The sequence below is a fragment of the Roseateles sp. DAIF2 genome, assembly GCF_015624425.1.
Lineage (GTDB): Bacteria > Pseudomonadota > Gammaproteobacteria > Burkholderiales > Burkholderiaceae_C > Kinneretia.
Genome location: NZ_CP049919.1, coordinates 1,464,182 through 1,476,779 on the forward strand (window position 1 = coordinate 1,464,182; position 12,598 = coordinate 1,476,779).

The window sequence follows — 12,598 nt, forward strand, 5'->3', positions numbered from 1 at the left end:
CTGCCATGACCAGCCTGATCGATCTGTCGCCCCTGGCCCAGCTGCTGGCCTTCGGCGCCCTGCTGGGCGGCGGGCCGTTGCTGTGGCTGCGCCTGCGCTCGCGCGCCGCGACGCGCGGCGAGAAGCTGCGCGCGCTGACCCTGCTGACCCTGTTCCTGACCTTCGACCTGGTGCTGTTCGGCGCCTTCACCCGCCTGACCGATTCCGGCCTGGGCTGCCCGGACTGGCCCGGCTGCTACGGCAGCGCCAGCCCGCTGGGCGCGCGCGACGAGATCCATGCGGCCCAGAGCGCGATGCCCACCGGCCCGGTGACCCATGGCAAGGCCTGGGTCGAGATGATCCACCGCTACCTGGCCAGCGGCGTCGGCTTCCTGATCCTGTGCCTGTGTGTGATGAGCTGGCGCCGGCGCCAGGAGACCCATGTCTCCCCTTGGTGGTCCACGATCACCCTGGTCTGGGTCTGCATGCAAGGTGCCTTCGGTGCGCTGACGGTGACGATGAAGCTGTTCCCGGCCATCGTCACCCTGCATCTGCTGGGCGGCCTGGGCCTTTTGGTGCTGCTGGCCTGGCAGGCGCAGGGCTATGCACCCAAGCCGCTGGCGCTGGGCCGCGGCCTGTACCGCGCGGCCTGGGGGCTGTTCGCGCTGACGGTGGCGCAGATCGCGCTGGGCGGCTGGGTCAGCACCAATTACGCGGTGCTGGCCTGCGATGCCTTCCCGCAATGCCATGCCGGCCAATGGTGGCCGGAGATGGATTTCCGCCATGGCTTCACCCTGTGGCGCGAGCTGGGCGTCGGTGCCGACGGCGGCTGGCTGTCCTTCGCCGCGCTGACCGCGATCCACATGGCGCACCGCATCGGCGCGCTGCTGGTGTTCGCCGCCATCCTCGCCTTCGCCTGGGCCCTGTGGGGCTGCGGCGAGGAGGCGAGGCGCTGGGCCAAGCGCCTGCTGCTGCTGGCGGCCTGGCAACTGGCCAGCGGCCTGTCCAATGTGGTGCTGGACTGGCCGATCGTCGCTGCCCTGGCTCATACCGGCGGCGCCGCGGCGCTGCTGACCCTGCTGAGTTTCATGCTGGCGCGCCTGCGGCAGGCGGCCACCCCCTCATCCCTATGACGCAAGCCTCCTCGCTTCCGCTGCCGGCCTCGCGCTGGCGCCAGTATTACCAGCTGACCAAGCCCAAGGTGGTGCAGCTGATCGTGTTCTGCGCCGTGATCGGCATGGCCCTGGCCATCCCCGGCGCGCCCTCGGCGGCGGAGTGGGGCGTGATCCTGGCCGCCACCGTCGGCATCTGGCTGGTGGCCGGCGCGGCCGCGGCCTTCAACTGCCTGATCGAAGAGCGCATCGACGCGAAGATGAAGCGCACCGCCTGGCGCCCGACCGCCAAGGGCGAGCTGAGCCGGGTCCAGACCCTGAGCTTCTCGGCCCTGCTGTGCGGCCTCGGCTCGGCGATCCTGTGGGTGTTCGTCAATCCGCTGACGATGTGGCTGACCTTCGCGACCTTCGTCGGCTATGCGGTGGTCTACACCGTGATCCTGAAGCCGCTGACGCCGCAGAACATCGTGATCGGCGGCGCCTCCGGCGCGATGCCGCCGGTGCTGGGCTGGGCCTCGATGCGCGGCGACCTGGGCCCCGAGGCCTGGCTGCTGTGCCTGATCATCTTCCTGTGGACCCCGCCGCATTTCTGGGCCCTGGCGCTGTACCGCACCGAGGACTACGCCAAGGCCGGCCTGCCGATGCTGCCGGTCACCCATGGTTCGGAGTTCACCCGGCTGCAGGTGATGCTCTACACCTGGATCCTGCTGGCCGCGACCCTCTTGCCCTTCCTGACCGGCATGAGCGGCTGGATCTATCTGGTGGCGGCGCTGGGCCTGGGCCTGGGTTTTTGTTGGTATGGATGGAAGCTGTGGCGCGAGTATTCGGATACCCTGGCGCGCGCCACCTTCCGTTTCTCGATCTGGCATCTGTCGCTGCTGTTCGCGGCTCTGCTGCTGGACCATTACCTGACGCCCCTGCTGACATGATGACGACGAAGACGACCAAACGCCATTTCCTGCTCGGCCTGACGGCCACTGCTTCCGCCCTGCTGCTCGCCGGCTGCGACAAGCTCGGCGGCGCCGGCAAGCCGGCCTTCAAGGGCATCGACCTGAGCGGCGCCGAATATGCGCGCGAGCTGAAGCTGACCGACCAGGACGGCCGCGAGCGCACCCTGGGCGACTTCAAGGGCAAGGTGCTGGTGGTGTTCTTCGGCTTCACCCAATGCCCCGACGTCTGCCCGACGACGATGGCCGAGCTGGCCCAGGTCAAGAAGTCGCTCGGCGCGGACGGCGACAAGGTGCAGGGCATCTTCGTCACGGTCGACCCGGAGCGCGACACCGCCGAGCTGCTGAAGGCCTACCTGCAGAGCTTCGACCCCAGCTTCGTCGCGCTGCGCGGCAGCGAGGAGCAGACCAAGGCCGCGGCCAAGGAGTTCAAGGTCTTCTACGCCAAGGTGCCCGGCAAGACCGACGGCAGCTACACGATGGACCACACCGCGGCCAGCTTCATCTTCGACACCCAGGGCCGGGTGCGCGTGTTCTCGCGCTACGGCTCCGGCGCGCAGGCGCTGGCCGACGACATCAAGCTGCTGCTGGCCGAGAAGGCTTGAGCCGCGCCATCGCCTCGCCCATGATCGGCGGCCTGCGCGCGCTGCTGCTCGGCCTGTTGCTCATCGCTATCGCCGGCCCGGCGCGGGCGGCGGAGCCGCTGAGCCAGTTCAATGTGATGCTGCTGCAGCCGAGCGCGGTGCTGGAGCAGCGGGTGCCCAGCGTCGATGCGATGGCGGCCTATATCAAGGCGATCGAGGCCGCCGCGCGCGAGGCCGTGCTGGCCAGCGAGACGCGCCAGGCGGTGGCCGGCTTCATCGTCGTCGCGGTGCGGCCCGGCCCGCAGTCCCGGGTCTGGCTCGATTTCGACGGCCTGACCGATCTCGGGCTGCAGCGCCGGCTCACCGAGCGGATCCAGGCCGTGCCGCCCTTCGAGGCGCGGCAGGGCCCGGTCGTGTTCGCGCTGAAGCTCGCCACCTGGGGCGCCCGCGCCTCCAAACGCATGGCACCCTCGCCGCAGGCCTGGAAGCAGGCCGCGCCGGCCGGCGGCGGCGCCCCGCTCGAGGTGGGCGAGCTGGTCGAGCGGCTCTGGGCGGACTAGCTCAGTCCAGGAAGCGCGCCCGTGTCGCCTCGCTCGGCCGCAGGCATTGCGCCGCGCGGCCGAACAGGCGGTAGCGGTGCCGCGCGATCCAGCGGTAGGCCGGATCGCGCAGCGGCGCCGGGATCAGCCAGGCCGCCCAGACCAGGCGCCAGGGCCAGCCCAGCGCATGCAGCACCCGCAGGATGGCCGCGGTGTGCTGCCAGCTGCGCGCGCCGTCGACCACCAGCAGGGTCTGCAGCCCCTCCTCGGTCGGCAGCCCGGCCGCGGCCAGCAGGCGCCGCCCGGTCTGGCCCTGCATCGAGGCGAAGCGCAGGCGGCCGCGCCGGTCATGCCGCAGCAGGAACTGCACCCAGCCGTTGCACAGCAGGCAATGGCCATCGAACACGACGATGATCATGGGATGCCTTCCTCCTCCAGCTCCAGATGGCCCTGGTAGGCGGCGACCACGCCGACCCAGGGCAGCGCCGCGCTGACCTCGAAATGCAGCCGGCTGCCGTTGCCGCGCTCCTGCGCGACGAGGCGCGGCAGCAGCCAGCGCGGGCAGGGCAGGCCGAGGAAGCGCAGGCCGATCAGGCGCATGCGCAGCAGGCCTTCTTCCCGGTCGGCCTGCAGTTCGAAACGCAGGCGCGCGGCACCGAGCCGCTCCTCCAGATGCCCGCCGGCGACCGCCCGAAAGTACGAGCGCATCGGCCGCTGTTCCGGAAAGCAGCGGGTCCAGGTCTCCTGAGTCACGCCGGCCTCGAGCAGGAAGCGGATGGCACCCCGGCTGGCGCGCTGCGGCGAGCCCAGGCAGGCGGCCAGCAGCCGGCCCGCCAGCGAGGCCGGCGCCGCGGTCTCGACCCGGCCGTGCAGTTCCCGGCTTCCCCGCAGGCGATGAAAGCGCTGCACGGCCGCCGGCAGCGCCGCATAGGACGAGGGGCCGAGCAGGCCTTCGTAGAGCGACGCGGGCCGACTCATGAGTTCGGCATGAAAAAAAGCCCCGGCATGCCGGGGCTTCGTGGGGCGCGGGAGGCGGGCAAGCGATTGGGCCTCAGGGACCTCAGGCCGCCACCAGCGCCTTCTTCATCTTCTTCATCGCCGCCACCTCGATCTGGCGGATGCGCTCGGCCGAGACGCCGTATTCGGCGGCCAGCTCATGCAGGGTCATGCCGCCCGAGCTGTCGTCGTTGACCTTCAGCCAGCGCTCCTCGACGATGCGGCGGCTGCGCTCGTCCAGCGCGTCCAGCGCGCGGGCGATGCCATTGCCGGCCAGATCGTCGCGCGTGCGGTTCTCCAGCACGCGGGTCGGCTCCTGGCTCTCGTCGGCCAGGTAGGCGATCGGGGCGAAGCTGTTCTCGCCGTCGTCGTCGGTCTGCGGCTCCAGGGCCACGTCGCCGCCGGACAGGCGCGTCTCCATCTCCAGCACTTCCTCGCGCTTGACGTTGAGCTCGCGCGCCACATGCTCCAGCTCGCTCTCGGTCAGGGTGTTGCGGTGCGTCTGGCCCTCGCCGGCCTCTTCCTTGAGGCTGTGCTTCATCGAGCGCAGGTTGAAGAACAGCTTGCGCTGGGCCTTGGTCGTCGCGACCTTGACCATGCGCCAGTTCTTCAGGATGTATTCGTGGATCTCGGCCTTGATCCAGTGCATGGCGTAGCTGACCAGGCGCACGCCCTGGTCCGGGTCGAAGCGCTTGACCGCCTTCATCAGGCCCACATTGCCTTCCTGGATCAGGTCGCCCTGCGGCAGGCCATAGCCCAGGTACTGGCGCGAGATCGACACCACCAGGCGCAGGTGCGACAGCACCAGGCGGCCGGCGGCCTCCAGGTCGCCGTTTTCACGCAGACGGCGGGCAAACGACAGCTCCTCTTCGGGTGTCAGCAGCGGCAGGCGGTTGACGGCCGAGATATAGGCATCCAGGTTGCCCAGCGAGGGCACCAGGGCCCAAGGGTCGCGAACAGCCAATGCGGTCGGTGCGGTCATTCAATGTCCTCCAGCCAAGGGAGCCCAGGGGCTCCCGACGACTGCAATATTAGCACTCCCTACAAATGAGTGCTAAGGCCGCAAAATGCAATGCTGCAGTGAAGATTTGTGAACAATCACCGCGATAGTGATCGCTAACAAGTTCAGTCGACTAGGCCGAAGTCCGGGCCGGCGACCATGCCTTCGATGTCCAGCAGGATCAGCATGCGCTCGCCGATCTTGCCCAGGCCGGTGATGTAGCGGGCGTCGATTGCCGCGCCGATCTCGGGCGGCGGCTTGACCGCGTCGGCGGCCAGTTCCAGCACGTCGGAGACCGAATCGACCACGATGCCGACCACCCGGCCCATCACATTGAGCACGATCGTGACGGTGAAGGCGCCGTACTCGGCGTTCTGGCCCAGGCGCAGCCGCAGGTCGACGATCGGCACGATCACGCCGCGCAGGTTCACCACGCCCTTGACGAAGGCCGGGGCGTTGGCGATCCGGGTCGGCGCCTCGTAGGAGCGGATCTCCTGCACCTTCAGGATGTCGATGCCGTACTCCTCGGCACCGATGCGGAAGGTCAGGCATTGCCGGGCGACGCCGACCGGCTCATTGACGGTGACCAGGGCGGAGGAGGGGGCAGGGGCGATGGCGGTTGAGCTCATGGGCGGTCCGGCGGGAGGGAGTCGTATTTTGCACGGCGCGCGCGGCCCGGCCCTCAGGCCGGCTGCAGCAGGCGGTCCAGCAGCGCGAGCAATTCACGCACATCGACCGGTTTGGTCAGGTACTGTTGCACGCCCGCGGCATGGCTGCGCTCGATCTGCTCGGGCAGCGCATTGGCCGAGACCGCCACCACCGGCAGCTCCGCGCATCGCGGCGCCTCGCGCAGCCGGCGCAGCACGCTTAAGCCGTCGGTGTCGGGCAACTGCATGTCCAGCAGCAGCAGGTCCGGCGGCTCGGCCAGCACCGCGGCCAGGCCGCTGGCGCCGTCGCCATAGACCTGCAGATGCAGCTGCGGCCGCTGCGCCAGCACGCCGCGCATCACCTCGACATTGGTGAGGTTGTCCTCGATATAGACCACGCGCCGGCGCTGTGCCGGCGCCGGCGCCGCATCGGCCTCCGGCGCGGCGGCGGCCGCGGCATCGGCCAGCGGTGCCTGGGGCAGCTGCAGTGCGAAGGTCGAGCCGCGGCCCTCGCTGCTGCTGACCGTCAGCCCTCCGCCCATCAGCTCGACCAGGCGCTGGCAGATCACCAGGCCGATGCCGGTGCCCTCGGTGCCGCTGCGCTCGCGGCCTAGGCGGTTGAAGGGCTGGAACAGCGCGGCCAGTTGCTCCGGGCTCAGGCCCAGGCCGGTGTCGGCGACGCTCAGCTCCAGCAGGCCGCCGGGCAGCAGGCGCGAGGCCAGCTGGATGCGGCCACCGTCGACGTTGTACTTGACCGCATTGCTGAGCAGATTGGTCAGCACCTGGCGGATGCGGGTGGCGTCGCCCAGCGCGAAGCGGGCCTCGGGGTCGAGCCGCTTCTCGATCGTCAGGCCGCGCTGCTGCGCCGGCTTCTCGATCAGGGCCAGCGCATCGTCCAGCAGCGCGCCCAGGTCCTGGCGCGCTAGCTCCAGCTTCAGCGAGCCGGATTCGATGCGCGACAGGTCCAGCGTGTCGTTGATCATCTCCAGCAGATGCCAGCCGGCATGCTGGACCTGGCCGGCCCAGCCGCGCTGGCGCTCGGACAGCGGGTGCTCGCGGTCCATCTCCAGCAGCTGGGTGAAGCCCAGCATCGCGTTCAGCGGCGTGCGCAGCTCATGGCTCATGCGCGAGAGGAACTCGTTCTTGGCCCGGTTCGCCGCCTCGGCGGTCTCGCGCGCCTGCTCCAGCTCCTGCATCTTCAGCTGGTCGGTGATGTCCTCGACCACGCCGACCAGCCGGTAGGGCTGGCCGTGCGCATCGCGCAGCAGGCTGACCAGCGCGCGCACATGGATCTCCCGGCCGTCGCGCGTCAGGTAGCGCTTCTGGCGCCGGTACATGCCGATCTTGCCGGCGATCAGCAGCCGGCCCAGCCGCACGTCCTCGGCGCGGTCCTCCGGGTGGGTGAAGGACAGGCTGCGGATGTGCTGCAGCTCCTCGGCCGCGTAGCCCAGCATGCGGCAGAACTGCGGATTCACCTCCTGCGGCATGCCGTCCAGGTCGGCGAAGCAGATGCCGATCGGGACGTTGTCGAAGATGTTGCGAAAGCGCTGCTCGCTCTGCAGCAGCGCGGCCGAGGCGCGCAGCCGCTCGCCGACCTCATGCTCCAGCGCCGCGGTGCGCTCGGCCACCAGGGCCTCGATGCGGCGCGCGCGGCCGCTCACGGTCAGCAGCAGCGCGCCCAGCAGCGCGGTGCTCAAGAGGCCCACCAGCGCGAAGGCCCAACTGCCGCGCCCGGTGGCGCTGGGCATGCCGCGCGGCGCATAGACGCGGATGTCCCAGGCGCGGCCGGCGAAGCTGAGCGAGCGCAGGGTCAGCGGCACGCCGGCGCCCAGCTGCTCGCAGCCGGTCGGGCCGGCTAGGCGGCGGTGCGGCGTCAGCGGGTCGGTGTCGACCAGGCAGATCTCCAGATGCTCCGGCACCATGGCCGAGACCGCCTCGATCAGTTGGTCCGGCCGCAGGGTCGCAAACACCACGCCGCGCAGCGCCACCTCGCGCTCGGCCACCGTGCTGGGCAGGCCCTCGTACAGGGCCTGGTAGATCACGACGCCGGTCGCGGTCTCGCTGTCCTGCGAGAGCTGGAAGCCCTCGGTGGCCGCGGGCAGGGCGCTGCGCTGCGCGCGCTCCAGCGCCGCACGTGCCGGCGGGATCGAGCGGATATTGATGCCCAGGGCGCCGGCATTGCGCGGCTGCGGCTCGATCAGGCGGATCGCCAGCATCGGTTCGTCCGCGGCCGGCTGGTGGTCGCCGGCGCGCTGGCGGTCGCGCGCCCGGTAGCTCTCGAAGCCCTCGGCGCGCGCCGCGCGGTCCAGCGCCGCCAGCGCCGGGCCGCGCTCGACCTGGCGCGCCCAGCCCAGCGCCAGCAGATGGCTGCCGGGCAGCAGATAGGCCGCGGTGCCCTGCTGGAAGGCGGCGCGGCGCGGCTCGGGCGCCACCAGCAGCAGGCCATGGGTGGCCTCCAGCGCGCCGAGCGGCTCGCGCAGCACGTTCTCGACCCGGCTGGCGGCGGCACCGGCCTCGCGCTCGAAGGTGCTGCGCTCGCGCTGCGCCTCCCATTCGGTCAGCTTCAAGGTGGCCAGGGTCATCAGCGCGGTGCTCAGCAGCAGCGGCAGCGCGACGCTGAGGCGGCGCGGCACCCAGGCCTCGCGCGGGCCGGCGATCAGGGTCAGCACGATCGGCGCGCCGATCAGCACACCCACCGTGTCGCCGACCCACCAGGCCGCCCAGTTGGCCAGCCATTGCTCGGGCGCGATCACGCCGTTGGCGAGCAGGGCGGTGGTGCCCAGGCTGGGGCTCAGCAGGCAGGCCAGGCCGGCGCCCAGGCCGTAAAAGCGCGCCAGGTCACGTGGCTCGCTGAGCAGCAGCGGCCGGCTGACGAAGCGCCGCACCAGGGCCGCGCCCAGCATCGCTTGCAGCATCGCGCCGACGCCGATCAGCGCCGGCAGCAGCAGCGCGGTCTCGCCCTGGCCGCGCGCCAGCAGCAGGTTGACGGCGAAGGAGCCGAGCCAGACGCCCGGCGCGACCCGCGTGCCGAAGCACAGCAGCCCGGCCAGGGCCAGGCCGGCGCTGGGGTACAGCGGGGACGCGTAATTGGGCGGCAGCCTCAGCTGCACCGCCAGCCAGCCCAGCAGGGCATAGGCCAGGGCCAGGCCCAGGGCCTGCAGGGCCCACTTGGGAAGCGCGGCGGGCAGGGGCATGTGGTCGTGTCGGGCTGGCCTCGGAATGGGGAGCGGTACGGCGCTGCCATCCTAGCCCAGCCCGGCCCCCGCGGCGCATGCCGCGGCGGGGGAGGGCGCGCGCGCCACAGCGCGCGGCACGGGGATCAGACGTTGGAGAAGCACCCCTTCCAACTACCGGTATGGACATTAAGGTAAGTCTTTGATTTTCATGGAAGAAAATGCATTCGATGCATTGTCCATAGGTGGCGCAGTTCCTCCCGTCGCCCTCCGGATGAAGGCCGATTCGAGACGCTGGTCGTCCATGGCTTCAGCACCGGTTTTGGGGCGTCCAGACACCCCAAGCTTCACCCTGTCTAACCGTCAAACAGCTGCGACGGTCAACCAGACTTTGGTTCAGTCCGACCTTGCGAACCCTTCGTTTGACGCATGGTTCGACCTTGGTTCATATCGTCGCGAGGAGGCTGCAGCCGAATCATCCACAAAGCGGGAAGCGCTAAGCTTTTAGTTTTGCTTGCCTAGCCTTCTGGCTTTTTCCGCGGACGGCGGCCGGCCTTGAGCGTTGGACGTTCCAAGACTCCGTCGTCTGGAACTTCATCGACCCGTTCGCGGGCCTCCGCGATGAGCACCTCAGGGAGGGTCCCAAGCGCTCCCGCGACCTTGGACAGCATGGCGAGCGTCACCATCCCGTTCTGACCGCGCTCGAGCTTGCCGAAGTACAGGCGCTCGACGCCAGCCTTGAGCGCAGCGGCATCTTGGCTAAGTCCAAGGTCAAGTCGTCTGGCGGTGACAACGAGCCCCAGCGCGAGATGTAGTTTTTCCAGCGCGTTCATCCCGGTGGGCAGGGTCAAAGCGCGCGAGTGTTCCCAAAACTCTTGGGTAAATACACTCTTCAATAATATGATATTGTTTGCATACTTATTTTTTGCAACCCGCTGAAGCCGCTGCGCTCGAGCTGGCCCAGTCGGCGGAGGCCTACGCGAGTCAGCAATGAATCAACCTGCGTTCGAAGTGCCGCCGGACGGCCTCCCCATTGATGCGCGCCATCTGTTCCTGGTGGACGTCGACCACAAGGTCGACGATGTCGAGATTCCGACGCGACGAGCTTTCGTCGACTTGGAGCGAGCAGTGGCCTTCATCGGGAACCGTGCGTCTCGACTGAGCGTCTTCGCTTCGCCAATTGGACCGTCGACGGACGCAGTGCTCTTTGGCTCAGTGGAAGAGGCATTCGCCTCCAAGCACTCGAAGACCTACATGTTGCGCTTCTCGAATGCGCCTAGCTTCGTCATCAAGTGCTCGGGCGCCAGCGCCGATTCCGAATTCGAACCGTACTACCGCATTTACCCCCCGCAGGGCGCTCCAGCCTGACAAGAGCAGTCACACCAGAAGGAGCAACTTCGAGTGCGCGCAACTCTTTTTCTGAATCTCGACGGCACGTGCCACCCGCGGGACATGCAGTACCTGCTCTTGCGCGGCTACCCACACGCCGGCGCGCTGCATTTCTGCTGGTCCGAATCTTTGCGCCCTATTCTCGAAGAGTGGGATGCGACAGTGGTTCTGCGCTCGACAGCCGCATCGATGTACGGCGTCGACGCGATAAAGAGTCTTGCGCCGGAATGGCTGCGAAGCCGAATCGAGGGCGCCACCGGTGAGGTAGTGAGGTACATAGCCCTATTCGAATTGAGAAAGGTCAACACTGCCTTCGGCACCATCCGCACTTACGTGCAGCAGCATCAGCTCAAGCATTGGGTCGCGTTGAGCGACGATGACGAGGGCTGGCCAGACTCTCCAGACATCCGAAAGCACCTTGTTCAGGTTGACGGCAGCACCGGGCTTTCTGACCCCATTGCGGCCAAGCGTTTGAGCTTGGCACTTGCGGAGTGCAAGCCATGAGCGTCATGCCGCCCCGCCCGACGCTTTTCCTCGATTGCGATGATGTTCTGTGCCCCAACGCTCCATATGGAGGACTGCATGCCCAGCTCGCACTCGCGCGGCCAGATGATGCTCCACCGGACATCTTCGAGCGGCTCTTTTCGCCCGAATCGGTCGACGTGCTCAACGAGCTTATCGACGAGTTTTCTCCCCGGGTTGTCTTAACGACGAGCTGGCTCGCTTTCCTCGATAGGCCTCATTTCATCGAGATGTTCAGCCGCTGCCGACTGGAGGGCGTGGCCGCCAATTTTCATAAGCGTTGGGATGTGCCAACGGACCGCGGTGCGTCTCGCCTCCAAGCCATCGAGAACTGGCTCGAGCGGCATCACCTGGGCGAGCCGATTCTCGTTCTGGATGACATCCAGTCTGGTGAGAGCCTGGTCGGCTCTTTCCTCCAGGCGTCAGGACGCGCGGTTCTTTGTGGCGCGACTGGATGCCTTCAGCGAGCTCATCTCGCAGAAGCTCGTAGCGCCCTACTTCGCCCGTATTTGCACTCTGAGCCTTGGCGCTGAAGCACGCCGAGAGACGCGGGAGCCGAGATGGTCACCAAGTTCGAACCGAACGGACGACAGCGGCGCCTCATCGCTGCAGCGAAGGCGCGGGTCGCCCAGCCGAGCGGGCAGGGTCATCACGCTCCCGAAGAACTCGTTCGCCGGATGACGCTAGAAAGCATGGTCGTGGAGTCCACGGCTCCCGTGGGTGAGGCGCACGCAGCAGTGACGGAATCTCAAGGGTCCTGCCTCACCTTCGCGGTAGCGGTCACTGGGGAGGTGACGAGGGAAGAGGCGATGGCGCGGCTATCTGCCTGCACCGACGCAACCGTCTTCAAAGTGCCGCGGTGCCTTTTGCTGCTCGACATCGCGACACAGGCTTCGGACCGCGAGCAGGCGACGACGGAGGCCATCACAGATGTGATGCGCGTCTTCCCTTGTTCAGAAGTCATCGACTTGAACGACCCCAACGCACTCCTAGACCAGTTGGTCGATGCGGCAGATGGGAGCGCCCCAACCTCGCGAGACGTCGAGCTGATGCTGCGCAGTACGGTCCCCTCCGATGATGCCGTCGCCCTTGCAGCTGCCGCGGTGGACGGGCTGCTAGAGGCAGTCGCTCTTCGTGAGTTCAGCGAGCAGGGGCTGTGCGGACTCCGCGGTGATGAGGCCCCTGGGAGCTGCGGCAGTTCCACACCGGCCGCATCGGCAGTGCGTGGCCGCCTCGTCGAAGCCGAGGTCTTTGAGGTCTTGCCCGGGTTTGGGCTTGCCCACCTGATGAGCGACGACGGTCGAATGTTTTGCGTGACGTCGAAGACGCCTGGCATCGCAAACCTCGCGGACCTGAAAGAAGGACAGCGGTATCGCTGCTGGGTGACCGGGCGCTTCAATCTCGTCGTGCGCGCAAGTTCGATTGAGTGACGGCGCAAGAGCCAGCTGGCGTGTGTGAGCTGGAAACGGGGCAGGTCCGAACTTGCCGCCAAGATTCTGGCAACTGGGAAATGCGGCGGTCAACGTCGAGGGTCAAGAGGGGCACAGAGATGAAGGTCTGCAAGTGCGTGCGATGTGGGGTGGTTCATGAAGCTGCCTCGCGCACCATCTTGCTCAACCTAGATGAGGAAACCCGCTATCGGATTACGCACTGTCGGCTTTGCGGGTCCCCAAGCTCAACGTTCTCCCCTCTGCCCGATGAGGCTGACCT

General features: G+C 68.0%; 14 protein-coding genes. 8 read left to right on the forward strand and 6 right to left on the reverse strand.

Annotated elements, in window-relative coordinates:
• The first annotated feature begins 5 nt into the window (after positions 1–5).
• From G8A07_RS06850 to G8A07_RS06865, 4 genes are read left to right on the forward strand one after another with little or no spacing between them, the layout of a single operon-like run.
• Positions 6–1,112 carry a heme A synthase gene (locus G8A07_RS06850; RefSeq protein WP_195796312.1) on the forward strand — a complete coding sequence of 369 codons (1,107 nt, stop codon included), beginning with the start codon at positions 6–8 and terminating at the stop codon, positions 1,110–1,112.
• Entirely contained in the window at positions 1,109–2,020 is a 912-nt protein-coding gene (gene cyoE / locus G8A07_RS06855) for a heme o synthase (RefSeq protein ID WP_195796313.1), read from the forward strand. Before G8A07_RS06850 ends, cyoE begins: the two co-directional genes overlap by 4 nt.
• On the forward strand, positions 2,020–2,643 hold the full coding sequence (locus G8A07_RS06860) for an SCO family protein (protein WP_195797640.1): 624 nt from the start codon (positions 2,020–2,022) through the stop codon (positions 2,641–2,643). The genes cyoE and G8A07_RS06860 overlap by 1 nt, the downstream gene beginning before the upstream one ends.
• Positions 2,640–3,182, forward strand: a complete 543-nt coding sequence (locus G8A07_RS06865; RefSeq protein WP_195796314.1) for a hypothetical protein — start codon at positions 2,640–2,642, stop codon at positions 3,180–3,182. The genes G8A07_RS06860 and G8A07_RS06865 overlap by 4 nt, the downstream gene beginning before the upstream one ends.
• A 1-nt stretch (position 3,183) precedes the next feature.
• On the opposite strand, the gene G8A07_RS06870 is transcribed toward G8A07_RS06865, so the two are convergent.
• The 6 genes from G8A07_RS06870 to G8A07_RS06895 form a co-directional block, all read right to left on the reverse strand.
• Positions 3,184–3,576 (reverse strand): thiol-disulfide oxidoreductase DCC family protein, encoded by a 393-nt coding sequence (locus G8A07_RS06870; RefSeq protein ID WP_195797641.1) that lies wholly within the window; start codon positions 3,574–3,576, stop codon positions 3,184–3,186.
• On the reverse strand, positions 3,576–4,139 hold the full coding sequence (locus tag G8A07_RS06875) for a DUF4166 domain-containing protein (RefSeq protein WP_195796315.1): 564 nt from the start codon (positions 4,137–4,139) through the stop codon (positions 3,576–3,578). The genes G8A07_RS06870 and G8A07_RS06875 overlap by 1 nt, the downstream gene beginning before the upstream one ends.
• Before the next feature lie 82 nt (positions 4,140–4,221).
• Entirely contained in the window at positions 4,222–5,139 is a 918-nt protein-coding gene (rpoH, locus tag G8A07_RS06880; RefSeq protein ID WP_195796316.1) for an RNA polymerase sigma factor RpoH, read from the reverse strand.
• A gap of 143 nt (positions 5,140–5,282) precedes the next feature.
• Entirely contained in the window at positions 5,283–5,786 is a 504-nt protein-coding gene (locus G8A07_RS06885) for a chemotaxis protein CheW (protein WP_195796317.1), read from the reverse strand.
• Positions 5,787–5,839: 53 nt separating this feature from the next.
• The gene (locus G8A07_RS06890; RefSeq protein ID WP_195796318.1) at positions 5,840–8,998 is read right to left on the reverse strand and encodes a CHASE domain-containing protein; all 3,159 of its coding nucleotides are present in this window, start codon (positions 8,996–8,998) and stop codon (positions 5,840–5,842) included.
• Between the two features lie 497 nt (positions 8,999–9,495).
• Positions 9,496–9,810, reverse strand: coding sequence for a helix-turn-helix domain-containing protein (locus G8A07_RS06895; RefSeq protein ID WP_195796319.1), 315 nt, complete (start codon positions 9,808–9,810; stop codon positions 9,496–9,498).
• A 157-nt stretch (positions 9,811–9,967) separates the two neighbouring features.
• Between G8A07_RS06895 and G8A07_RS06900 the strand changes: the two genes are divergently transcribed.
• From G8A07_RS06900 to G8A07_RS06915, 4 genes are read left to right on the forward strand one after another with little or no spacing between them, the layout of a single operon-like run.
• The gene (locus G8A07_RS06900; protein WP_195796320.1) at positions 9,968–10,345 is read left to right on the forward strand and encodes a hypothetical protein; all 378 of its coding nucleotides are present in this window, start codon (positions 9,968–9,970) and stop codon (positions 10,343–10,345) included.
• A 33-nt stretch (positions 10,346–10,378) separates the two neighbouring features.
• On the forward strand, positions 10,379–10,870 hold the full coding sequence (locus G8A07_RS06905; RefSeq protein WP_256441100.1) for an HAD domain-containing protein: 492 nt from the start codon (positions 10,379–10,381) through the stop codon (positions 10,868–10,870).
• Complete coding sequence (locus tag G8A07_RS06910) at positions 10,867–11,421, forward strand: HAD domain-containing protein (RefSeq protein WP_195796322.1); 555 nt, start codon at positions 10,867–10,869, stop codon at positions 11,419–11,421. The genes G8A07_RS06905 and G8A07_RS06910 overlap by 4 nt, the downstream gene beginning before the upstream one ends.
• A 27-nt stretch (positions 11,422–11,448) precedes the next feature.
• Positions 11,449–12,318 (forward strand): hypothetical protein, encoded by an 870-nt coding sequence (locus G8A07_RS06915; RefSeq protein WP_195796323.1) that lies wholly within the window; start codon positions 11,449–11,451, stop codon positions 12,316–12,318.
• Positions 12,319–12,598: the final 280 nt, after the last annotated feature.